Source organism: Planktomarina temperata RCA23 (assembly GCF_000738435.1).
GTDB classification, from domain to species: domain Bacteria; phylum Pseudomonadota; class Alphaproteobacteria; order Rhodobacterales; family Rhodobacteraceae; genus Planktomarina; species Planktomarina temperata.
The window spans coordinates 414,976-438,149 of the sequence record NZ_CP003984.1 but is presented as its reverse complement, the minus strand read 5'-3'; the positions used below and the strand labels follow the sequence as shown (position 1 = coordinate 438,149).

General features: G+C 51.2%; 19 protein-coding genes and 1 tRNA gene. 10 read left to right on the top strand and 10 right to left on the bottom strand.

What is annotated here, in order from left to right; genetic code table 11:
* Positions 1–975 precede the first annotated feature (975 nt).
* Positions 976–3,240 carry a tetratricopeptide repeat protein gene (locus tag RCA23_RS15895; RefSeq protein ID WP_052376982.1) on the bottom strand — a complete coding sequence of 755 codons (2,265 nt, stop codon included), beginning with the start codon at positions 3,238–3,240 and terminating at the stop codon, positions 976–978.
* 64 nt (positions 3,241–3,304) lie between these two features.
* Between RCA23_RS15895 and RCA23_RS02060 the strand changes: the two genes are divergently transcribed.
* On the top strand, positions 3,305–6,580 hold the full coding sequence (locus tag RCA23_RS02060; RefSeq protein WP_044048832.1) for a hypothetical protein: 3,276 nt from the start codon (positions 3,305–3,307) through the stop codon (positions 6,578–6,580).
* A 570-nt stretch (positions 6,581–7,150) separates the two neighbouring features.
* Positions 7,151–7,321 (top strand): DUF6538 domain-containing protein, encoded by a 171-nt coding sequence (locus RCA23_RS16940; protein ID WP_430903212.1) that lies wholly within the window; start codon positions 7,151–7,153, stop codon positions 7,319–7,321.
* Between the two features lie 50 nt (positions 7,322–7,371).
* Here the strand turns inward: RCA23_RS16940 and RCA23_RS02055 are convergent, their stop codons facing one another.
* The 4 genes from RCA23_RS02055 to RCA23_RS02040 all read right to left on the bottom strand — a co-directional run bounded on the left by RCA23_RS02055 (position 7,372) and on the right by RCA23_RS02040 (position 10,991).
* Complete coding sequence (locus RCA23_RS02055) at positions 7,372–7,953, bottom strand: hemerythrin domain-containing protein (protein ID WP_044048831.1); 582 nt, start codon at positions 7,951–7,953, stop codon at positions 7,372–7,374.
* Between the two features lie 72 nt (positions 7,954–8,025).
* Positions 8,026–9,180 (bottom strand): DUF6538 domain-containing protein, encoded by a 1,155-nt coding sequence (locus RCA23_RS02050; protein WP_044048830.1) that lies wholly within the window; start codon positions 9,178–9,180, stop codon positions 8,026–8,028.
* 61 nt (positions 9,181–9,241) lie between these two features.
* Positions 9,242–9,317, bottom strand: a tRNA-Thr gene (locus RCA23_RS02045).
* Positions 9,318–9,359: 42 nt separating this feature from the next.
* A complete protein-coding gene (locus RCA23_RS02040; RefSeq protein ID WP_236631380.1) occupies positions 9,360–10,991 on the bottom strand; it encodes an ABC transporter permease in 1,632 nt (543 codons plus the stop codon).
* Positions 10,992–11,084: 93 nt separating this feature from the next.
* On the opposite strand from RCA23_RS02040, the gene RCA23_RS02035 reads away from it, so the two are divergent.
* A complete protein-coding gene (locus RCA23_RS02035; protein ID WP_052376981.1) occupies positions 11,085–11,966 on the top strand; it encodes a hypothetical protein in 882 nt (293 codons plus the stop codon).
* Positions 11,967–11,981: 15 nt separating this feature from the next.
* Here RCA23_RS02035 and RCA23_RS02030 read toward each other — a convergent pair whose 3' ends face one another.
* Positions 11,982–12,233: a DUF2312 domain-containing protein gene (locus RCA23_RS02030; RefSeq protein WP_169701307.1), complete on the bottom strand. Its 252-nt coding sequence runs from the start codon at positions 12,231–12,233 to the stop codon at positions 11,982–11,984.
* 111 nt (positions 12,234–12,344) lie between these two features.
* Here RCA23_RS02030 and RCA23_RS02025 point away from each other — a divergent pair, with 111 nt between their 5' ends.
* Together RCA23_RS02025 and RCA23_RS02020 are read left to right on the top strand one after the other, a co-directional pair.
* Complete coding sequence (locus RCA23_RS02025) at positions 12,345–12,557, top strand: hypothetical protein (protein ID WP_044048828.1); 213 nt, start codon at positions 12,345–12,347, stop codon at positions 12,555–12,557.
* A gap of 46 nt (positions 12,558–12,603) precedes the next feature.
* Entirely contained in the window at positions 12,604–13,041 is a 438-nt protein-coding gene (locus tag RCA23_RS02020; protein ID WP_044048827.1) for a protein tyrosine phosphatase family protein, read from the top strand.
* Here RCA23_RS02020 and RCA23_RS02015 read toward each other — a convergent pair.
* From RCA23_RS02015 to RCA23_RS02000, 4 genes are all read right to left on the bottom strand, one after another.
* On the bottom strand, positions 13,022–15,676 hold the full coding sequence (locus RCA23_RS02015) for an ATP-binding protein (RefSeq protein WP_044048826.1): 2,655 nt from the start codon (positions 15,674–15,676) through the stop codon (positions 13,022–13,024). The two genes, RCA23_RS02020 and RCA23_RS02015, sit on opposite strands and share 20 nt — an antisense overlap.
* Complete coding sequence (locus RCA23_RS02010; RefSeq protein WP_052376980.1) at positions 15,677–15,946, bottom strand: hypothetical protein; 270 nt, start codon at positions 15,944–15,946, stop codon at positions 15,677–15,679.
* The gene (locus RCA23_RS02005; protein ID WP_044048825.1) at positions 15,943–16,314 is read right to left on the bottom strand and encodes a response regulator transcription factor; all 372 of its coding nucleotides are present in this window, start codon (positions 16,312–16,314) and stop codon (positions 15,943–15,945) included. Before RCA23_RS02005 ends, RCA23_RS02010 begins: the two co-directional genes overlap by 4 nt.
* A gap of 62 nt (positions 16,315–16,376) precedes the next feature.
* Positions 16,377–17,693, bottom strand: a complete 1,317-nt coding sequence (locus RCA23_RS02000) for a helix-turn-helix domain-containing protein (protein WP_044048824.1) — start codon at positions 17,691–17,693, stop codon at positions 16,377–16,379.
* Positions 17,694–17,918: 225 nt separating this feature from the next.
* Here RCA23_RS02000 and RCA23_RS01995 point away from each other — a divergent pair, with 225 nt between their 5' ends.
* From RCA23_RS01995 to RCA23_RS01975, 5 genes are all read left to right on the top strand, one after another.
* A complete protein-coding gene (locus RCA23_RS01995; RefSeq protein ID WP_044048823.1) occupies positions 17,919–19,265 on the top strand; it encodes a substrate-binding protein in 1,347 nt (448 codons plus the stop codon).
* Positions 19,266–19,370: 105 nt separating this feature from the next.
* Positions 19,371–20,402, top strand: coding sequence for a branched-chain amino acid ABC transporter permease (locus tag RCA23_RS01990; RefSeq protein WP_044048822.1), 1,032 nt, complete (start codon positions 19,371–19,373; stop codon positions 20,400–20,402).
* Positions 20,403–20,406: 4 nt separating this feature from the next.
* A complete protein-coding gene (locus RCA23_RS01985; RefSeq protein ID WP_044048821.1) occupies positions 20,407–21,609 on the top strand; it encodes a branched-chain amino acid ABC transporter permease in 1,203 nt (400 codons plus the stop codon).
* Between the two features lie 11 nt (positions 21,610–21,620).
* A complete protein-coding gene (locus RCA23_RS01980) occupies positions 21,621–22,379 on the top strand; it encodes an ABC transporter ATP-binding protein (protein WP_044048820.1) in 759 nt (252 codons plus the stop codon).
* 11 nt (positions 22,380–22,390) lie between these two features.
* Positions 22,391–23,113: an ATP-binding cassette domain-containing protein gene (locus RCA23_RS01975; protein WP_044048819.1), complete on the top strand. Its 723-nt coding sequence runs from the start codon at positions 22,391–22,393 to the stop codon at positions 23,111–23,113.
* Positions 23,114–23,174 lie beyond the last annotated feature (61 nt).

Here is a 23,174-nt window from a genome sequence, read left to right as displayed (position 1 = left end):
AAAGCCATATTTCCAGCAGCATGTATGCGGTAGCCAATACAATAGGGGTCAAAAGAACCCAGCCTATCATTCGTAGCGTGGACGCTCTGAACATTGTACAATCCGGGTATAGGTTGAAGTTTCATAGCCAAACTACATGAATCAACGGACAAGAACAGCAGCTACACAAACTTATCACAGGACACGACTTCGCGTGCAAAAGTATTGCTATAATGTTTCCCCTGAGTTTCCCCAGCAGGCACCATTGCTAGCTGATTATATGTAAGTTATTGATTTAATGGTGCCCCCACACGGGGATGGTTCCGCCAGTAGGCACCAACGCTTAGCATTAACCTTACAAAACAAGGCTACTGTCTCATTCTGGTTCCTGCAACAGGCGTAAAATGGTCTACGGTTTGGTCTACGGTAAGAACCCCGGGCATGTGCCACCCCGCCCCCTAGGGGATACCGTACATAGCTCTGACCTGCGATTGGGTTTTGGGTATCGTCAACCAGCAGCATCAGCCTGTTTAGGTCCGACTTGGCGGTTTCATCTGTGCGGTAGGGTGCAGGCTGTATGTATGCCTCTGACACTTCGTAGGGAGCTTATGCACGATGCCTGCGGTTGTTACCCAGTATCCCAGAATACCGTTACAGTAACACTAGAGGGCCTGTGCATGGGCCACAGGGGGGCTATGGGGTAAGTATATATGGCCTCTGACAGTGATCAGCCCTGTAGTGATGTAAACCACTATTGGTTCAGTTTCGGGTTAGATGACCGTGATTGAGTTCTTATTGTAACAAGGTCCTATATAGTCTTATAGCACTTCGTTACATTAACGGTGTCACTCCCCCGAAACTTCAGGCTCTGGCCCGTAGAGATACTCCAGCTTTAGCTCACTGATAGCACCTTCACCCCAGCCTGCTGTTAGATGGGACAGTACTTCTGCTTCAGTCCAAGGCGTGTAGAGGCTGGCGGTAGGATTTAATTTTAAATTACTGGTATATTGCTGATTTAAATTTTTGTGCATAATGTTCTCGAAAGGGGCTAATTCGTTTTTTAGTAGAATATTGTTCCGCATTATCCAATATCAAGTTCTCTCTGGTAAATTGGCTGATCTGGTCTAACACTTCGTGTGGCTTTAATAAAATGTCTTCATATTCTATTTCGAGGGTACGTTGTGGAGTTTTACGTTTTATCTCTTCCCAGATAACGGAATAAGTATTTAAATATTCCTGAATGCTCAAATGAGTATAAAAAAAGAAGTTTCCTTTTCTGTATTCCCGTGTGAAAATCTCCGATGCAACATCGGTTTGGTCTCTTTTTACCAGAACACAAAAAGAATTAACGAAACCATCAAGTAATTGGTCAATATGGAAGATACTTTCTGGTAAAGTGGAGGTTACAAACCTATGCCCATCATTTAACAAACACTTTTCATCATGATAAAACATTTCCGTCATATTGAGGCTTTTGACTTTACTGCTCCCCAAGTCCGATTCCTGTAAGGTATTTAAGTTAATATTTTCGTACATAGGGTAAATTTGTGGGATGCGCATCAGTAGGTTTTCTAGGCTAGATTTGCCTGACCGTGACGGGCCTAAAAGAAATAATTTCTTTAATGAAGGTTCAGTCCACTTTAGTGAATGGGGTGACCAATTTTGTATACGTTTAACATTCTGATAATATTTTTGAGACAGATTTTCCAGAGCGGAAGCAATTTCATTTGCCTTTATGTTATTTGCTTCCACAAACCTTTTAAAGGCCTCGTCGTACTCACCGTTATGGGTAAACAAGTTTGCCTCAAAAAATAGCCTTTTGCTTTGATCTTGTATATTTGAAGATAAAATTGAAATCTTTTTATTCAATCTCAAAATTGTTTTCTCATCGATATTACCAATTGGGAGTTTTACTAAGTTTTGTGCTGCCTCAGCATAATCAGGCTTGATGACTAGAGCTTTGTTGTAAGCCTCTATAGCCTCATCCAGCTTATCTTGGTCTTTGAGGGCATTGCCCATGTTGTTGTAGGCTTCAGCGTAATCAGGCTTGATGGCTAGAGCTTTGTTGTAAGCCTCTATAGCCTTTTCCAGCTTACCTTGCTCTCGGAGAGCATTGCCCATGTTGTTGTAGGCCTCAGCATAATCAGGCTTGAGTGATAGAGCTTTGTTGTAAGCCTCTATAGCCTCTTCCAGCTTACCTTGCTCTTTGAGAGCATTGCCCATGTTGTAGTAGGCGTCAGCATTATCAGGCTTGATGGCTAGAGCTTTGTTGTGAGCCTCTATAGCCTCTTCCAGCTTACCTTGCTCTTTGAGAGCATTGCCCATGTTGTTGTAGGCCTCAGCATAATCAGGCTTGAGTGATAGAGCCTTGTTGTAGGCCTCAATAGCTTCTTCCAGCTTACCTTGCTCTTGGAGAGCATTGCCCATGTTGTAGTAGGCGTCAGCATTATCAGGCTTGATAGCTAGAGCTTTGTTGTAAGCCTCTATGGAAGCATCAAGTTGTCTAAGGCCTTGCAGTACAGCCCCTTGGATATTGAACAAGATGGCTGACTGTGGGAACTGTTGAACTAAGGTTTCAGCCTGTTTTAGAGCCAGCTGAAGCTGCCCTTGGCTGTAGAGGTTAACCAATGATTGCAATTGATCTTGTGGTGGGTCCTGAACTTTGGATGCTTCACCAACAGTCTTACCGGCTGACCTTTTCATCCCATCACTAGCCCGTTTGTTTTTGGGGAACTTAGTCAGAATATCCTGGTAAACACGTTTAGCTTCTTCAGTAGAGCCTGCCTTTGCTTTCTTCTTCGCAAGACTGATCGCTTGATCCAGTTTTAGGCTGTCCAGGATGTTCGGCTGCTTAGGCTGTGGTTCAGATGCTATCTGCTTGGCCAGTAGAGGCTCTTGTCCAGCATCCTGCAGCCTTTGCTCCAGTTTATTAAAGCCATCACCCTTAGCACCTTTGCTCTTGGCTTGATCCAGCACAGCCTTTGCATCGGTTAATTGATCTAGCTTAATCAAAGCGTCAATGTAGCTCAGCCAGAACTGTGCTGTGGCTGGATTAGCTTCCAGCGCTGTCTTTAAGAACGGCAAAGCTTCCTGAACCTTACCAACACCAACCGCCAGTACACCCATATTGTGGTTCGCATCAGGATGCTTGGGCTGGGCTTTTAAAATGGCGGTATAAAGGCGATCAGCCTCTTGAACCCGACCAGCTTTATGCGCCTCGATAGCCTGCTGTAGGGCTTGATCAATTGTAAGTTCTGCCACTGCTATCCCAGCCTCTAGTTAATCTCATTTTGAGATCATCACTTATTGGTACTTCTCAGTTTCCATGTTTAGGTTCTCTGACCAAGTTTGGAAAGGGATGCAAATGGGCGAAGTAATGACACTCCTGACATCTGCTACTGGTCATGCCCTTGTTAAAAGCTTCAGCGGCACAGATGAAACTCAACAGCCATTTTCCACTGGTAAACTGTTCAACGTATCTGAAGAGCCAGTGTCTGATCTTCAAAGCCTGTCTGTACTGCTACAAAGACTTGAGGACTATCCCACACATACGATCATCAGAGGGTCACTTCCGGAGAACAAAAGCAGCCAAGTGCCTCGCAACAAGGAAACCTTCACCGCATTATCCCGCCAGTGGTGCATGATCGACATTGATAGCCTTTCTTGGGATGGTGATATGTCTGACCAACAGGCAATGGTATCATATGCAATCCAGCAGCTTCCTGCTGAGTTCCAAGCTACCGACTGCTGGTATCATTTGTCATCCAGCATGGGCATCAAGGCTGGTATCAGAGTGCATCTCTGGTTCTGGCTAGATCGTCCATGTTCTGATGATGAAATGAAAGCGTGGCTGTCTGGCTGTCCAGTGGATATGCGGATGTTCAATCCCATCCAAATACATCTGACGGCTAACCCTCTATTTAATGATGGTGCTGTTGATCCATACCCCAATCGATCTGGCTTGTTTAAAGCTGGCACTGGAGTATCAACCGTAACGGTTCCATCTGATTTAGCCTTCAGAAGTGCTGTCGCTTCAAGGTCTTCAAAGCAACGAACAAGTGGTAAATCAGGACTGCTTGATCCTGCCGATATTATCCGTGATCCAGATACTGGTCTTGCCGTCGATGGTAGGGAACAACTTATGTTCTTGCTGTCCACCCAGGTCATGCAGCAGTTGGTCACCCTAGAACACGCTCCCAGCGAAGAACAAGTGACTGCGGCCCTCTGGAACCGTTTCTGTGAAGAAGCAGATATAAGCGTGGTATCTGACCGTGGCGCTTGGACGATTGCTGATGCTGCTTCAAAGGCCAGAGGAAGACTGCAGGAACTTGATAGCGGTACGTATGGCTTTGTATCTCGCTCAGACAGAACGATACTTGTAGCAGGTGCAGGCAAGGTGGAACCCCCAAAGCTTGTCGGAGCCGTGGAAGCACAATCAAAACTTGATGCCATTCTAAGCGGCTTCTTCGAGAACTTGGCTGAAGGCGCTAACCCAAGAGCCGCTATCCGTCTGACTATGGGAGCAGGTAAAACCAAACAAACAATAAGCCACTTGAAGTCTTATCTTGAGGATAAATTCCAGCAGACCATAGAAGTCTATGTGCCAAGGCATGATCTAGCTGACGAATGGGAACAAAGCCTAGAAGGCATCAATGCCAAGGTCATTCACGTTTATCCTCGTACAGGCGGTGAATGGGACGAAGAACAGAACTCATACCCCAACCCGATCATGTGTCAGAGGGCTGATTATGTCAGGGACTTGGAGGAAAAGGGTCACAGCATATATGGCAATGCCTGTCTAAGCCGTACCTCAGGAGAGCAATGCAGCTTCTTTGGCAATTGCAGCTATTTGGATCAGTTCAGGCAATCGGGCAATGATCTGGGCGTTGAAAATACGATCCGTATTTACACTCATGCGTCCTTGTTTCTGAGCAGGAATGAATTTGAACGCCAATCAGAGCCTGATCTGGTAATAATAGATGAGGCGTTTATGTCCTCTGCCGTTAGCAATATGCCATCCATGCCAGTGGGTGATGTGACACAGCATATTCGTTTGGAAGGCCTTCCCAGTTTAGGCTTTGATCTGGTAGAGTGCCTAACCAAACATCAAGGTGATCTATCCTACCTACGGGACAAAGACATTGGAGCCTTTGAGTTCAACGCCGTGTCGGTTGAAGGGCTAAATCCAGCTACTCCCTTCAGTGCTGATACTACGCAAAGCCGCAATGTGAGATCCGCCAAGCAATATAAGGCCCTGACCAAACTGCTTGAGATCGCAGCACGGGAGATTGAGGATCAGGGTAGGTACAGCTTTGGGCAGTTGGTTCACGACAACAGAAAAACTCCCAACAACAACCGTAAGAACGATATTGTGATCTGTGAGCACAAACCCATTCGAGTGACACGGTCTGCGCCAGTGCTTTACTTAGATGCTACGGCTGATCCCATAATCACAGAAGCGTATCTACCAGCCCTGCAATATCATCGGATTGATGTTCACCAATTAGCTGTGGTCAGTCAGGTACATGATCGTACTGGCAGTAAAAACTTCTGGAACAGTAAGATCGGACCAGAACAAGAGAACCTGTCAGAACCAACCTATGATGCTCGCCACAATGACTTAGCCAGCTTAATCTCAATCCTAAATGAATGGGTGTCGGCAGGCGACAGCCCCCTAGTGGTGGGAAATAAAGATTTATGTGAGTTCCTACGAGATCACCCTAGACTTGATGCAGGTGTAGCTGTGGCACACTTCATGTCCCTGCGTGGTTCTAATGCTTACGAGGACAGATCAGTTGTATTTATTACGGGCCGCAACCAGCCACCAATCGATGGCATCGAACAACAAGCGAGGGCAATCTTTGGTAACTCAGGCAATCCACTAAGCTATGATGATAAAGAGAACCTACCTTTAGATCAGGTTGATTATTGGTTGTCTGCACGTAGCCCTCATGCTCCAGCAGCTATGACAGTTCCATCATTTAGTGATCCCCGCATTGAAGCAGTTCAAAAGCAAATCAGGGAGGCTGAGACTGTACAAGCTATAGCCAGACTGAGGTTAGTTTGGGCTGATTATCAGAAGCGAGTATTCTTGCTATCGAACCTACCTGTCGAGATGCCAGTAGATCACCTGATTGAGTTCAACGACTTGATGCCTGACCGACTAGAAATGGAACTAATCAAAACAGGTGACTTACCTCTGACACCATTAGGATTGGAGAAGATGAGGTCTGATTTAGGGTATGCTGGGGCTAAAGCACGTATGCTCTTTCAGCCTGACCGTTCCAAAGCCTCTGATCCCAAGCGGCTATTAACTCAACTGCCCACACTCGTCAGAACAGCCACCCAAATAGCCACCTTCAAAGCCAAAGTAAAACGCAAGACCACCCACCGTCACCTCTACCTCCCGAAGGATTACTCCGGCAGTCCCACCACCAGCATCTACACCCCTTGGTCTGAGGCAGAAGTACTGGCGCATCTAACAGCAGGCTGGGGTGAAGGTGCTATCAGTGAGCTAAAGCTGGAGTATCATACGGGCCAGAGCCTTAAGTTTCGAGTGAGTGATACCGTTAATGTAACGAAGTGCTATAAGACTATATAGGACCTTGTTACAATAAGAACTCAATCACGGTCATCTAACCCGAAACTGAACCAATAGTGGTTTACATCACTACAGGGCTGATCACTGTCAGAGGCCATATATACTTACCCCATAGCCCCCCTGTGGCCCATGCACAGGCCCTCTAGTGTTACTGTAACGGTATTCTGGGATACTGGGTAACAACCGCAGGCATCGTGCATAAGCTCCCTACGAAGTGTCAGAGGCATACATACAGCCTGCACCCTACCGCACAGATGAAACCGCCAAGTCGGACCTAAACAGGCTGATGCTGCTGGTTGACGATACCCAAAACCCAATCGCAGGTCAGAGCTATGTACGGTATCCCCTAGGGGGCGGGGTGGCACATGCCCGGGGTTCTTACCGTAGACCAAACCGTAGACCATTTTACGCCTGTTGCAGGAACCAGAATGAGACAGTAGCCTTGTTTTGTAAGGTTAATGCTAAGCGTTGGTGCCTACTGGCGGAGCCATCCCCGTGTGGGGGCACCATAATCCAAGCCAATGTATTGTAATACCTTACTAAACTGAAGTTTTTAGTGAGCCGTAGACCATGCTGGCAACCAAATCTAATAGTTATACGTTCCAAAAAGATGGAATCTGGTATTTCTCCCGTAGAGTACCTGCTGATTTACGGCGGCATTATAGAACAGGCAGAATTGCTTATTCTTTGAGGACTAAGTCTGTCAGGGATGCCCGTATTAGGGCGATGAGTGATGCGTAGTGAATTCAAACAAGTCGTTCTACATCTTGTAAAAGGGTCAGCCTTCGCCGTTAAATGCCCCCGAGGTAATACCCAATCGCTTCTTCTAATTCCGCTTCCTCGTAGCCAAAATGAGAACGCACAACCTCTTCTAGCTTTCGATATACCTGCGAGGCACCGATGAAGTTAGCTTCGCTTGGATTTGTCGCCAACTTGTCTGCGGCTCGGCCAAGGCGAATGATCAATTCATGCACTACCTCGTGCTCTGAAATCAGCTTGGCTACAATCTGCTGGAACATGCCTCCTCCTGCTGCCTCGATTCGAGGAAACATGTCTGAACTTTCGATGTCATGATGAAACTTCAGGACTTTGCATTCACGCCCACAAAGTGATCCAAACGCTCGAAAGTTTTCGGCCATATCAAGTGCAAGCACAATCTTCTTTAGGTGCTCAGGTGGTGTATCTTTCGCTTCGATCCTTTCCAATACCGCACCAATCTGAGCCATTTCCATCAGATAATGACGATGAATTGCCGCAAGCTGTCGACCTTGGCGGCGGTGCATATCTGTGGCGGCTGCAACCTTAGGCGCTTTAGGCCGTGAGGCCTCATCAATTGTTAGGTCATGTAAGGGCAGGATTGAGAGATCAGTCATGCTGACTAAGAAAGCCCTTACTGTTGCTAAGTCAAGAATATCGTCACTGCGCAGTAGCCTCTAATGGATCATTCAACTAAGCAGCAGCCACTTTTGCATATTCGTTGGACTGTAGCCTTCTCCATACGATGCTCCTACTCCTTGGGTAAGCCATCCACCAATCTGATCTATGATGTCGCTAGGACACTCAACCGCCCTTAGCCTGTCTCGCATGGAGTGACGGAAGCTGTGCATAGTATAGCCCTCGCCAATCTTACCTTTCAGCCACTTGTTCAGGGCAGCGCTGGCAGAGTTAGCACTCGTTCTCTGACCGTTGTTGTATTTAGGGAATGCAAACTGACTGCTATTGGGTTGTTCAAGCATTCGTTCTGCGGCCCACTTAGCTGAGCCTACCAAAGGTATTACTCGCTCACTGCTAGCTGTCTTTAATGAGCGCCAAGGGTGAGGTTTGATGCTTACGCATAGGATATCGTCCTTAGTGATGAAGTCGGAGCGTAAGAGCCCAGCACCCTCAGCCAACCTGATGCCAGTGTCTGCGACTAAGGCTACCAGCCAGCGCATTTCATCATCAGCCTTATAACACTCAGCTTGTACCCTCTTGATATCATCAGGCTTCACAGGCAGCCGCTTCTTTACCCCTTCTCTTTGGTTGAAGTAGACGTTTGAGAACGGGTTGACGATTGCTAGCCCAAACTCACTCAGGGCTAAGTTTATAACAGCCCTGACTGTACCAAAGATCCTTGCCACAGAAGCCCCATTTAATCCCTTAGCGAATAGATAATCACGGAACTTGGTAGCATCGGATCGAAGGTAATCTTTCAAGGCCTTCATGCCGCAGCAATCAATCAGGTAGCCGCAGGAACGCCGTACAGCAGCTTCAAAGGTAGGCGGGCGATCATCCCCCTTTAAACGTAGATAGACAGCCACAGCGTCTTTTAGGGAATGCTCTTTGGCAGCAAGCTCAGCGACGGGCGCCTGCACAGCGTCAGTGAGCAAATGCTTGCCTGGTAAATCATCAGAAGAGATCCGCAGGATATGCCAATGCCTATCTAACTTAGCAGCATCACTCATCGCCCTAATACGGGCATCCCTGACAGACTTAGTCCTCAAAGAATAAGCAATTCTGCCTGTTCTATAATGCCGCCGTAAATCAGCAGGTACTCTACGGGAGAAATACCAGATTCCATCTTTTTGGAACGTATAACTATTAGATTTGGTTGCCAGCATGGTCTACGGCTCACTAAAAACTTCAGTTTAGTAAGGTATTACAATACATTGGCTTGGATTATGGTGCCCCCACACGGACTCGAACCGCGGACCTACTGATTACAAATCAGTTGCTCTACCAGCTGAGCTATAGGGGCACTGAGCGAGGATTTAGGACAAAAAAACTGCCTATGCAAGCCCTACCTATGCGCTTTTGCCAAAAGAAATATCGCTCCGAGGGAAAGTGTGATGATGAGCAATGCGGCGGGGGTGGAGCCGTGGAAATTTTCCAGGCTGGCTTGTGCGTAGACATGGGTGGACAGCGTGTCGAAATTAAACGGGCGCAGCAGAAGCGTTGCGGGCAGTTCTTTAACCGTATCCACAAAGACAAGCACCATAGCAGATGCCAGACTTCCCCGCATAAGCGGTTGATATATATTTACTAAAACATCTTTTGGCCCGCGCCCCAATGTGCTTGCGGCCAGTGGGATATTGGTTGAGATCGCGGCCAAGCCGGCCTCAGCAGCCCCAACACCAATCGCGAAAAAGCGGACGCAATAGGCAACGATCAATGCGCCCGCACTCCCGGTGAGAAGGAGGCCGGGATCGCGACGGAAGGTCGCAAAAACGAGGTCTGCCAGCCAATTGTCAAACGTAGCCAAGGGAATCAATATCCCCAAACCGAGGACGGCACCAGGAAAGGCGTAGCCCACAGTCGTCAGGGTCAGCAAAGATTTTCTCCATGCCGCCGGGGTTTTCTGCAATCCCAAAACCATAACAGTGGCGAGCGTTACGACCAATCCAGCGCTTGCGCCACCCAAAGCCAAGCTGTGCGCCGCCGCGCGCCAAAGGCCGGTGTCGCTCCAAAGGCTCAGATCCGACACGACAGGCGCCACCAGAACCATCAATGGAATTAAAAATCCCAACCCCATAGGAACCAAGCAATAGAGCAGCACGGCGGCCCCCTGCCGCGAGGACAGAGGTTGCGGCTGGATCGGGGCCAATTGACGACCCGATTTGTGAAAGCGCGCGCGGCGGCGGCCAATTTTCTCGACCCCAAGCAAGCCCGCCACAATCAAGGCGGCCAGCACTGCCAATTGCGCCGCGCCCCCCGGGTCATAGCTTTCCAACCAAATCGAAAAAATGCCCGTGGTGAGAGTCTGCACGGCAAAATAATCTACTGTCCCGAAATCGTTTAAGGTTTCCATCATGACTATGGCTGTTCCAGCGGCAATGGCAGGGCGCGCTTGTGGGAGGCTCACGCGCAAAAATTGCCGCATATGCCCCAAGCCAAGTGAACGGGCGACATCCTGACCGCTGGCCGGCAGCTCGCGGAATGCCGCTCGGGCCAGAAGATACACGTAAGGGTAGAGTGTCAAAGACAGCACGAATATTGCGCCAGGCAACGAGCGAATATTGGGAAACCAATAGTCCCGAACCGAAGACCATCCAGCCAGATCACGCAAAGTTGTTTGCAGCGGACCGGCATATTCCAAGACATCTACCCAAGCGTATGCGGCCACGAAAGAGGGCATCGCCAGCGGGAGAAACAACCCGTATTGCACCCATTTGCGCCCTGGAAACTCGAGATGCGTAATCAAATAAGCCAAAGATGTGCCGAGGAGCAGACTAACAGCACCAACGCCCAACATCAGCGAGAGGCTATTGCTCAAATACCGCGGAAACACCGTGGCCAAAAGATGCGCCCAGCGCGCGCCATCGCTGCCAAAGCCCATCCAAGCAATCGAAACAATCGGCAAGAGCACACAGCCAGCAATGGCCAATGCAAGCCATCTGCCCAATCCCGCGCGTTTCTTTAATTTTTCTGCCACGAAGCCCTCATTTTTGATTTCGGCTGTTTTATATTTATAAACGGTTGCCTATACTCTGTCCGCTCAGACTTATTTCCAAGGCAGCATATTTCGATGCAAATTGTTTATCATATTGGCGCCCATTGCACAGACCAAGATGCCCTGCACGCTTCGCTTGTGAAGAACAAAGCCGCGCTTGTCCAGAATCAGGTCGCCCTGCCCCACCCGCGCAAATATCGAAATGTCATTCGAGAAAACCTGCAAGCCATGGCCAAGGGCGCACGCCCGGATATGTCGGGAGAGGAACTTTTGGCCGATATTCTGGGCGATTCAGATGCTGAGCGGGTGATTTTGACCAATGCAAATTTCATCTGCGTGCCAAACCGAATTTTCGAGGGCGGAGATTTCTATGCTTTGGTGGTGGAAAAGCTCCAGGCCTTTGGCAGTTTGTTCCAAGGCCATGACATTGAACTGTCACTGTGCATGCGTGATCCCGGCACCTTTATTCCAGCGGCTTATGGCAAATCTCACGGACGGTCGTTTCAGCGCTTTATGGCGGGGGCCGCGCCCACTGTGGTTCAATGGTCCGGTTTGATCCATCGCATGCGCACTGTCTTGCCAAATGCGCAGATCACAGCTTGGTGCAACGAGGATACACCCTTTATTTGGCCCAAAATCCTGCGTCACCTAATTGGAATAGATGCAGAAGAACCGTTAAAGGCTGGCTATGATCTGATTGGGTCTTTGTTGACGGAAATTGGCACTCAAAAAATGCAAAACTATTTCAAGGCCAATCCGCCCAACTCAGAAAAAGAACGGCAACGAGTCTTAGCGGCTTTTTTGGAGCATTATGCCAATCCGGCGGCGGTGGAGGAAGAAATCACCCTGCCCGGCTGGACGGATGATCTGCTCAACCGCCTGTCTGACCTATATGATGAAGATGTGAATGCCATCATCTCACGCGGAGATGTTGAAGTGATTGAGCCGGCCCTTTGAGGGCCAGCCGCGCACTCACATGCCCAAGGCTTCTTTATACATTTCCAAAATAGCTTCTTCTTCGGCAATATCATTTTGGTCCCGCTTGCGCAGGGTGATGAGTTTGCGCATGACTTTGGTGTCATACCCACGGCCCTTGGCCTCTGCCATCACTTCTTTTTGTTGTTCTGCCAGATCTTTTTTTTCGGCATCCAAACGCTCAATACGTTCTATGAACTGCCGCAATTCATCGGCCGTGACGCGATAGCTGCTGTCGATTTCTAACATGGGGGACTCCATTGTAATAAGTGATTGTGCAGCGATACCCTTCGTTTTCGACTTGCACAAGCCGCCTTCCTTCGCGACTGTGGCGCAAATTTAAAGTTTTCGGAGTAGACTATGGATTGGCTCATCATCCCGGGGATTGTCGTGACCTTTATCGGACTTGGCCTGCTATTTTACACCATCGCACGGATAATGCGGGCGAAGAAACAAGGTCTCAGCGACGAACAAATGAAACTGCAGCTTCAATCGGCCGTAGCTTGGAACCTGGGCGCCATGGGGTGCTCTGCAATTGGGCTGATGATGGTGGTGATTGGCATCATGCTGTGACTCCCCGCGCCCTTTAAGACATACCAAAAACGAGGACCCCACAGCCATGCAGATTAACACCCTTTCCGACGATTATTCCGTATCACCACAAATAGAGGTCTCGGATGTGCCAAGCATCATGCAGGCAGGTTTCAAATCTGTGATATGCAATCGCCCAGATCAAGAAAATCCTGAACCCCGCCAAATCGAGGCCATTAAGGCCGCCGTCGAAGCCGCCGGCATGGAATTTGCGGAAAATGTTTTCGATCCGTCAAGCTTCGGCCCCGATAAGATAGAGCGGCAAGCGGAGCTTTTGGCGCAACTGCCAAGCCCCGTCTTTGCCTATTGCGCCTCGGGCAATCGTTGCAGCATTGTTTGGGCCTTTGCCCAAGCCGGGCGCATCGCGACCGATACCATTTTGGACGCCACCACCCAAGCCGGGTATCAATTGGCCCATCTGCGGCCACAGCTGGAGATGCTGGCGCTTAATCGCGCGGAAGACTGACCCGAAACGCCGCGCCGCGCTGGCCCGGCAGATAGGAAATCTGCCCTCCCAAGTTGCTGACAATCTCCCGGCAAATCGCCAGACCAAGCCCCGCGCCGCCAGCTTTTGAATGATCTGAGGCGCGGGCAAATTTCTCGAAAATCATATCCTGATTGGCCTTATCGACCCCGGCGCCATTGTCGATAAAGTCCACGGTTATGGCCGCGGGCGTCTCGCTGACACTGACGATCAACTCTGGCCGCTGCGCCTCGCAATATTTCGCGGCATTTGACATGAGGTTGATAAATACTTGGGTCAAACGATCGGGGTCTGTGAGGATCGAAATGTCCTCACGCCCAGCGCTTCGGCGGATCCTTATATGCTGCTCCACATTGGCCGAGGCCTCCGCACGATCCAATATATCGCGCAACCGTGCTTGGCGAAGCTCCAGTGAGACCTGACCATTCTCCAGCACAGAAAGGTCCAAAAGATCATCCAACAACCGGGTCAATCTTTGGGTTTCATCCTCGATGATCCGCGCATATTTTGGCCGGTCACCATCCGAGAGATCTGGATCTTGCAGAATTTCCGAAAACGCTCGAATCGATGTCATGGGCGTGCGCAGCTCATGGCTGATTTGACTGAGGAACGCATCCTTTTGGATCGAAAGCTTTGTGAGTTTGTCGTTGGCATCGCGCAGTTTGCGCGCGGTTGTGGTCAATTCGCCGGACTTGGCCTCTAACTGGTTGGAATATTCCATGATCTGCGCGGTTTCATCCGCCACTGCCATCAAGTCCTCGACCGTGACAGAAGACCCACCGGCCATTTGCCCCAACATCGCATGGGCTGTGGCCGCTCCAACACTGCCGGCCAAGCCTCGCTCAAGGGTTTCAAGAAATTGCGGCGTCGGATCAGGCAGATAGCCCTGTTTTCCCTGCCGTTGTGCCGCCGTGCGAAACAAGTTTTGTGCTTGAGCCGCGCCAATAATGCGCTGGGCCATGCTCAAGAGATCCTCTGCGTCTGTCGCCCCTCTTTGCCAGCCGCGTGCCGAAGGGCCGCTGTCAAAAGCGCTGATAAATTGCACCGCTTGCACCCGCTCCAAGGGAGATGGTCTCGATAAAATAGAGCCGGCCACAAAGGCGAAGCTGTTCAGCAAAATCGACCACAAGACCGCATGGACCACCGGATCAAGACCTTGGATGCCAAATAGCGCGGTAGGGCGCAGCCATTGCAGCCCCCAAAGCCCGTGGTCGATTGTCTCCTGGGAAATCAACACTTCGGGACCAAAGGACGGCAGGAACATGGTGTAGCTCCATACCACCAACCCGCAAATCAACCCAGCCAAGGCCCCAATTTTGGTCGCCCCTTGCCAAAAGATCCCCCCCAGCATCACAGGCAAGATTTGCGCGACACCGGCGAAGGATATCAAGCCAATGGACGCCAAGGCCGCCCCACCGCCAGAAATGCGATAATAGAGATAGCCCAGCGTCAAAATGCCGATGATCGAAATGCGCCGCGACGTCAAAACCACACTGCGCACATCGCCGGAAATGGTCGCCCCCTGACCGCGCGCGCGCAACCAAATCGGGGTGACGATATGGTTTGAAATCATAGTTGATAGGGCAATCGCCGCCACAATCACCATCGAGGTCGCCGAAGAAAACCCACCCAGAAAGGCCAGCATCGCCAGGCCATTTTGCTCAGCAGAGAGCGGCAGGGTGAGTACGAAAAGATCCGGGTTGGACCCTGCAGGTAAAATATCCAACCCCACCACCGCGATGGGGATCACAAATAGTGACATGAGCAGGAGATAAAGTGGAAAGGCCCAACTGGCTGTCGCGAGATGGCTTTCTTCAGAGTTTTCCACCACCATCACCTGAAACATGCGCGGCAGACACAAAAATGCGGCGGCCGAAAGGAAGGTGACACCAATCCAGCGCCCGGTACTGACCTCCCATTGTGAGATCGGCGAGGCATCAATGCGCGCCAAAACATCACCCGCGCCACCGGCCAACCCCCAGACGACAAAGACTCCAACCGCCAGCAGCGCTAAGAGCTTAACAATCGCTTCAACAGCAATGGCCATGACAACGCCGCTGTGCCGCTCGTTCACATCAAGATTGCGGGTGCCAAACACAATCGTAAACACTGCAAGGCCTGCTGCGGTCCACAAGGCGATATTTGTTGAGCTGAGAATGTTCTGCGTGCCCTTTGCGAAGACCGAGATCGACAAGGTCACCGATTGCAGCTGCAGGGCAATATAGGGCGTTGTGCCGACCACCGCCATCACCGTCACGAACCCGCCCAAAAGCGCATTTTTTCCAAACCGCGAGGACACCAGATCCGCAATGGAGGTGATCCGCTCAGCCCGGGCAATCCGCACCAAACGGCGCAGGATCAACCACCAACCGATGAGCACCACCGTGGGACCGAGATAGATGGTCAAAAACTCCAGCCCCGACCGCGCTGCAAATCCCACAGCGCCATAAAAGGTCCAAGCAGTGCAGTAGATTGACAATGACAGGGTATAAATGAGCGGCGTGCGCATCCAACCGCCGCGCCCGGCATCACTCGCCCGTTCAGCCCAAAAGGCAACGCCGAACAGGAAGGCCACATAAATAAGCGAAACAAAAATCAGAAGATCGAGAGACAGCATTCAGCTCCGTCCCACGCCAAATCGTTTGATCACAAGCGCCAGCCCCAGGGTGAAACAGATCAACCCTGCCCAGACGATAAACAGATAGATCAAAGCGGTCGAGGTCGAGGTTCCCGCATCTGCGCCAACCTCGGAGCTGCGCGGCCACATGATCGGAAACAAAAAAAGGATCATCCCCACGAAAGGTAGGATCAGGGCGGACTCTTTCACGCGCTGCCCGCGGGCGGCATTGGCAACTCTTTTCAGAGTTTGATCGCGCTTGCCGCTCACGGTGCGTGTCCGACCAACGCATTCATGGTTTTCAACACCTCTGCATTGGAAAAAGGCTTTGTCATATATTGGGATGCACCGCGGGCTATGGCGATGTCGCGATCTTTTGTTTGGCCTCTTGCGGTGAGCATCAAGATTGGAATGTCTTTGTAGTCGGGCAGGCTGCGCAACTCTTCGAGAATTTCAAAACCGGAGCGATTGGGCAGCATGACGTCTAAGATAATAGCATTGGGGGCCGTTTGCACGGCTGTGGCCACAGCATTGGCCCCGTCGGAATGCGCATCAACTTTCCAACCGTCGCGCAAAAATATGAAACTGAGGGCTTCAATGATATTCGGTTCATCTTCGATCAGCAAAACATGCCGCATTTTAGCCTCCCTTCGTTCAAATTTACCATCTTTGGCACTAGAGCCGAATTAAACCTGCTTTGTCAAAACCCATCTGAAAAAATTGACGGCTCACGCCGCGCTGGGCAGGCGTCGATATTGCACAAGCGGCACGTGCTGCCAATTGGCAAAGGCTGGTTGTACGTCGGCGTTTCCGCGCGCAAGATCAACATGGTAGAGCGCAGAACCGGCACGCCCTCAAAACTGGCTGAGGTCACGCGCTCTGCAATAGAAAAGGTGTCAAAGAGATTTTCTTCGCCCAAAGTTCCTGGCCGGCCGCTGTGCAAAATCTGATGACGCGCTGCAACACCAATCTGCGTCAGCGCGCCATAAAGCGGCCAGAGCGCGCAGGCCGACCCAACCCGTGGCGCTTGGAAATCATCGCAGGGCTGCTTGAACAACAAGCCGCCACTGCCATCGCAAATCATCAACCCAACAGGTGGGCGGTTGGGATCAGGAGGTAGGCTGGCCAAGCGCCGAAAGATAAGGGGCAATGACAGCTCTGTCTCTCTGGCGATTCGCACGGGATCCAGTCCAAACTCTGCCACCAGCTGTAGCAATTTCGGCAGGCGGAAGTTCTGCGCATCGCGCCAATACTGTCGAAAATACGCTAACCCCAAGGTTTTTACCGCCGCCGAAGCCTCTGCCAACAGGCCCTCCGCAACGGGGGCGCTCCATTGGCGCATGTCTTCCAGCTCGGCAAAATGATAGCCATTTTTTGCCAATAGGCTATCGAGCTCATCCAGTGGCGACAGCGTATCAAGCACCCGATCCGAATCGCCATCCAGATAGTCCGCAAGAGATTGGCTGGCGGTGGCCAGGCGAATACTGTCCTGAAACACGTTGGTTTGGAATCTGCGCTGCCAATTTTGATCCATCTCCCCCGGCTCCGCCAAAATACTCGCGGTAGATCGAATGGCAGACACCGTTGAGAGCACCTCATGCAACGCCTCAGACAGAAATGGGTCATGCGCGAGACGGTCCGATAGGCTACTGACTGTTTGTTGCAGCGCGGTAATTTGGCTCTGCTGGGCCGAAATTAGGCGCGCCCAATCGGTAAAGCGATCCGCAAAATCCTCTGTCTGGCTGAGGTCAACCTCCACATCTGGCCGCGCAATGGCCGCGTCGCGCAGGCTGGTCAGGAGGCTTTTTTCAGCCCCTTGTGCCAGCGCGCCGGGTTCTGTTTCCAAGGCCGCAGCGATATTCAAAAGAACTTTGCCGCCAATTCGGCGCCTATTGTGCTCAATGAGGTTGAGGTAGGATCCAGAAATTCCCGCGCGCAGGGCGACCTCGGCCTGACGGAGCCCAAGCGCTACACGTCTTTCGCGTATTCGACTGCCGGCAAAAGCGCTGCGCTCCATCTCGTGAGTCCTTGACGGTTTTTTTTATGGGCCTTGAGGTTTTGTAAATTTATTTACATTTTTTATCAAGCATTCGTGCAATAATTTACAAAATATTTGAATCAAACAAGACCACCGTTGCACAACAATCCATCAAAGAGCGACACTAAGACAACACTGTGAAGTGTGTTTTCGGGGGAACCGCATAATAAAAGCGGGCCCCTTTATTCAATCGGGAGGACTTCAATGTCTAAATCAATTCTGACCCGTCGTAACGTGTTGCAAACCGGAGCCGCTGCTGGCGCTGGATTGGCACTGCCGACAATTTTGACCGCAGGAAGCCACAGCGGTTACACCAATGCGCCAACTGGCAGCACAGTCACCTTGGGCTTCAACGTTCCCCAGACCGGCGCCTATGCTGACGAAGGTGCCGACGAGCTGCGCGCTTACATGCTGGCTGTTGAGCACCTCAATGGTGAAGGCGACGGCGGCATGCTCAACACCTTCTCTTCCAAAACTCTGGAAGGTAACGGCATCCTGGGCAAGAAAGTTGAATATGTAACAGGTGACACGCAAACCAAATCCGACGCGGCGCGTGCCTCTGCCAAATCCATGATCGAAAAAGACGGCGCCGTGATGATCACAGGCGGTTCGTCTTCTGGTGTTGCGATTGCCGTACAGGGTCTGTGCCAAGAAGCTGGCGTGATCTTCATGGCGGGTCTCACCCACTCCAATGACACGACAGGTAAAGACAAAAAAGCAAATGGCTTCCGTCACTTCTTCAACGGTTACATGTCTGCGGCAGCTTTGGCACCTGTGCTTCAAGCGCGTTACGGCAGCGACCGGAACGCCTATCACCTGACCGCTGACTATACTTGGGGTTGGACACAAGAAGAATCCATCGCTGCAGCCACTGAGGCTATGGGCTGGAACACTGTCAACAAAGTGCGCACACCGCTCAAAGCGACAGACTTCTCCTCTTACATTGCCCCAGTGCTGAATTCTGGTGCGGATGTTTTGGTTCTGAACCACTACGGCGGGAACATGGTGAACTCTTTGACGAACGCTGTTCAGTTTGGCCTGCGTGACAAAGTTGTGAACAACAAGAACTTTGAAATCATCGTTCCGCTGTACTCTCGCTTGATGGCGAAGGGTGCGGGCGCCAACGTGAAGGGCATCTTTGGCTCGACAAACTGGCACTGGTCCTTGCAGGATGAAGGCTCCAAAGCCTTTGTTAAATCCTTCGGCACAAAATACGGCTTCCCTCCTTCACAGGCGGCACACACCGTATATTGTCAAACTCTGCTCTATGCAGATGCGTGTAACCGCGCTGGCACATTCAATCCATGTGGTGTTGGCGAGGCCTTGGAAGGCTTTGAGTTCGACGGTCTGGGCAATGGGAAAACATTGTACCGCGCCGACGATCATCAGTGCTTCAAAGACGTGCTGGTTGTGAAGGGTAAAGAGAACCCAACATCCGAGTTTGACCTTCTGGAAATCGTTGAAGTGACACCAATGGAGCAAGTAAAATACGCTCCAGATCACCCAATGTTTGCCGGTGGCGACTTGGGCGCATGTAACCCAGGTGCTTAAGTAAAAGCGTGCAGAGGTGCCTGTCATCTCTGCACAACCACGCAATTAGGGTGCGCAAAAGCGTACCCTATTTTCCAATAAATAGATAACCCGCAGGTGGGGACCATGGACGCCATCATTCTTCAAATCCTGAACGGCTTAGATAAAGGTTCAGCCTATGCGCTTATCGCACTTGGCCTGACTTTGATCTTCGGCACGCTCGGTGTTGTGAACTTCGCGCACGGTGCGCTATTTGTAATCGGGGCGTTCTGCGCCGTTACATTGAACCGAATTTTTTCGATCAGCTTTGAGACCATCGATCCGACAAAAGTGGATTTTCTGGGCAATCCGGCCACGATCAAAACCACGTATTTGGAACATTGGTTCGGCGCAGGTCCGGCCGCTTGGATGACCGATTGGTCAGTGCCTTTGGCAATCTTACTGGCCATTCCCGTCATGCTTTTGGTCGGCGTGATTATGGAACGTGGCTTGATTAAGCATTTCTACAAACGGCCTCATGCGGATCAAATCCTGGTGACATTCGGCTTGGCCATTGTGTTGCAGGAAATTATCAAGTTTTTCTACGGCGCAAACCCCATCCAAACCGCCCCGCCTGATGTTTTTATCGGGACAATGGATCTCGGAGTCTGGCTGGGATTTGAGGCCAATGCTATTGCCTATCCCTATTGGCGAATGGTCTATTTCCTCTTCTCGACCGTGATCATCGGCGGCGTGTTTGCCTTCTTGCAATTCACCACCTTTGGGATGGTTGTGCGCGCTGGTATGGCCGATCGCGAAACCGTCGGCCTGCTGGGCATTGATATCGACAAACGTTTTACCATCACCTTCGCCATAGCCGCCACGGTGGCTGGACTTGCGGGCGTGATGTACACGCCGATCACCCCTCCGACCTATGATATCGGTGTGGAACTGTTGGTCCTGTCCTTTGTGGTTGTGGTTGTGGGCGGCATGGGTTCGCTGCCAGGCGCGGTTCTGGCCGGCTTCTTGCTGGGAATTGTAGAGAGCTTTGCCTCGATGAACGAAGTGAAAAACATCCTTCCGGGCATCGACCAAATCATTGTCTACTTAATGGCGATCATTGTTATCCTAGTACGTCCGCGCGGCCTTATGGGGCGCAAAGGCGTGATGGAGGATTGAGAATATGCTTGGTTTAGAAAAAAAAGACTTCACCCTATTGCTGATCGTAACAGTGATGGTGATTTTCGCGCCCTTCGTGCTCAATCCCTTCCCCGAGGGCACAGCCATGGCGCAAATGTTCAACGCAGGATATCCCGACCTGATGCAGCGCTTCGCTATTTTCGGCATCTTGGTCATTGGGTTTAACATCCTTTTTGGCCTGACGGGCTACCTCTCTTTCGGTCATGCGGCCTTTCTGGGCGCAGGATCCTATGCCGCGGTCTGGATGTTTAAATTGCTCGGCTATGACATCATCCCGGCCATTTTGATGTCCATCGCAGTCAGCGGGCTTTTCTCACTGGCCGTGGGATACGTCAGCCTGCGGCGCTCTGGGATCTATTTTTCGATCCTCACGCTCGCGCTGGCGCAGATGATGTTCAATATGGCCTATTCGGTCTTGGGCAACCCATCTTCGAGCTACAACCTCACCAATGGGGAAACAGGTTTGCAGGTTTATAACTCTGACCCGCAGGTTCTCTTGAGCGCCACGGATCCGAATTTCCCACATCTGTTCGGCCTGTCCATGCGGTCAGAAACCCACCTGTTGATCGGGAATTGGGATTTCACGCTGAATGCTGGCTATTACCTGTCTGGATTGTTCTTACTGCTGGCCTTTTATATTTCCATTCGCATCTTTCGCTCTCCTTTCGGGCTGATGCTGCGGGCCGTCAAATCGAACCAACAGCGGCTCAACTACACAGGTCTGAACACACGGCCCTATACATTGATGGCCTTTGTCATCTCCGGCATGTACGCCGGGCTTGCTGGCGGATTGCTGGCATGTATGGACCCATTGGCTGGCGCGGAGCGTATGCACTGGACCGCCTCGGGAGAGATCGTCATCATGTCAATCCTGGGTGGCATCGGCACCTTGATCGGTCCCATCTTGGGCGCCGGGTTCAACGAATATTTCAAAAATATCCTGTCCAAAATCAACGACAGCGTTCTGCATGAGTGGCTGTCCTTCCTGCCTGATGGCTTTGAAGACATTATGGTTACGCTGATCCACCCTTTCGTAGGCAAGGGCTGGCATCTGACTTTGGGCTTGTTGTTCATGATGGTGATCATCTTCCTTCCAGGCGGATTGGTCGAAGGTGGGCAGCGCATTGGCAAGCTGTTTCGTCGCAAGAAGGCCGATACGCCTTCCGATGAAACGCCGGCAGAATAGGAGACAGACGAATGGGTATCCTTGAAGTCAAAGGCGTCAACAAACGCTTCGGAGGCCTTCAGGCCTTGGGGGATGTAAACCTCAGCGTGCAGGAACAAACAGTTCATGCCATTATCGGTCCAAATGGCGCCGGCAAATCCACCTTGCTCAATTGTTTGGTAGGCAAGCTGATCCCAGATACGGGATCAGTGATGTTTGATGGGCAATCCGTGCTCGGCCGCACGCCCTATGAAATTAACCAAATGGGCATTTCACGGGTGTTTCAAACCCCTGAAATCTTCGGCGATCTGACCGTTATGGAAAATATGATGATCCCCTGCTTTGCCAAACGCGATGGGTCATTCTCCATGACGGCCATCGCCGCGGTGCGCAACCAAAAGGACATTATTGAGCACGCGATGCATGCGCTGGAAGACATGAATATGGCCGACAAACGCCATATGCATTCAGCCAGCCTGTCGCGCGGCGACAAGCGTCGGCTTGAGATCGGAATGTGTCTTGCGCAAGAACCACGACTGTTGTTGCTAGATGAGCCAACCGCAGGCATGGCCCGCGCCGATACAAACAACACCATCGATCTTCTCAAGCAGATCCGCGACACGCGCGACATCACCATTGCCATCATCGAGCATGATATGCATGTGGTCTTCTCGCTGGCGGAACGCATCACCGTTTTGGCGCAGGGCACACCTTTGGTTGAAGAAACGCCAGAAAATATCAAAGGCCACCCGAAAGTGCGCGAAGCGTACCTCGGCGAAGCCCAAGTATAGGAGTGGCCGCGATGACACTTTCAGACACACCCGCCTACTTCTCGGTCCGTGACATTCATGCCTATTATGGCGAAAGCTATATCGTGCAAGGCGTGAGCTTTGAGATCAATGAGGGCGAAATTCTCGCTCTGCTGGGCCGAAACGGCGCTGGCAAAACCTCGACATTGCGGGCGATTGCGCGCACGGGCGATCCACAGGTGACACGGGGCGAAATCTGGCTTGATGGGGATCCACTGCACGCAATGGCCAGTTTCGAAGCCTCGCGCGCGGGGCTTGGTCTCGTGCCAGAAGATCGTCGTATCATCCAAGGCCTGACAGTTGAGGAAAACCTCAAACTGGCCCAAATCGCCCCTCCCGTTGGTTGGTCTTTAGATCAGATTTACGAGCTCTTCCCAAGGCTTGAAGAGCGCCGCAAACAAGAGGGCGTCACCCTGTCGGGCGGCGAGCAACAAATGTTGGCCATCGCACGCGCCTTGGCCCGTCAGGTCAAGATCCTGCTGCTAGATGAACCCTATGAGGGGCTGGCCCCGGTGATTGTGCAAGAGATTGCCAAAACATTGAGCCACATCCGCGAGCAGGGTATCACCACGGTGATTGTGGAGCAAAATGCCGTGGCAGCCTTGAAGCTGGCAGATCGTGCCGTCATTCTAGACACCGGAACAGTTGTCTATGACGGCTCTGCGCAGGCTGTTTTGGACGATGAAAAATTGCGCGCTGAATATTTGGCCATCTAATGGCCCCGGCGGAGGGGCTTACCCCCCTCTGCCCCCTTAGACGCTATATTACAGAGAGATT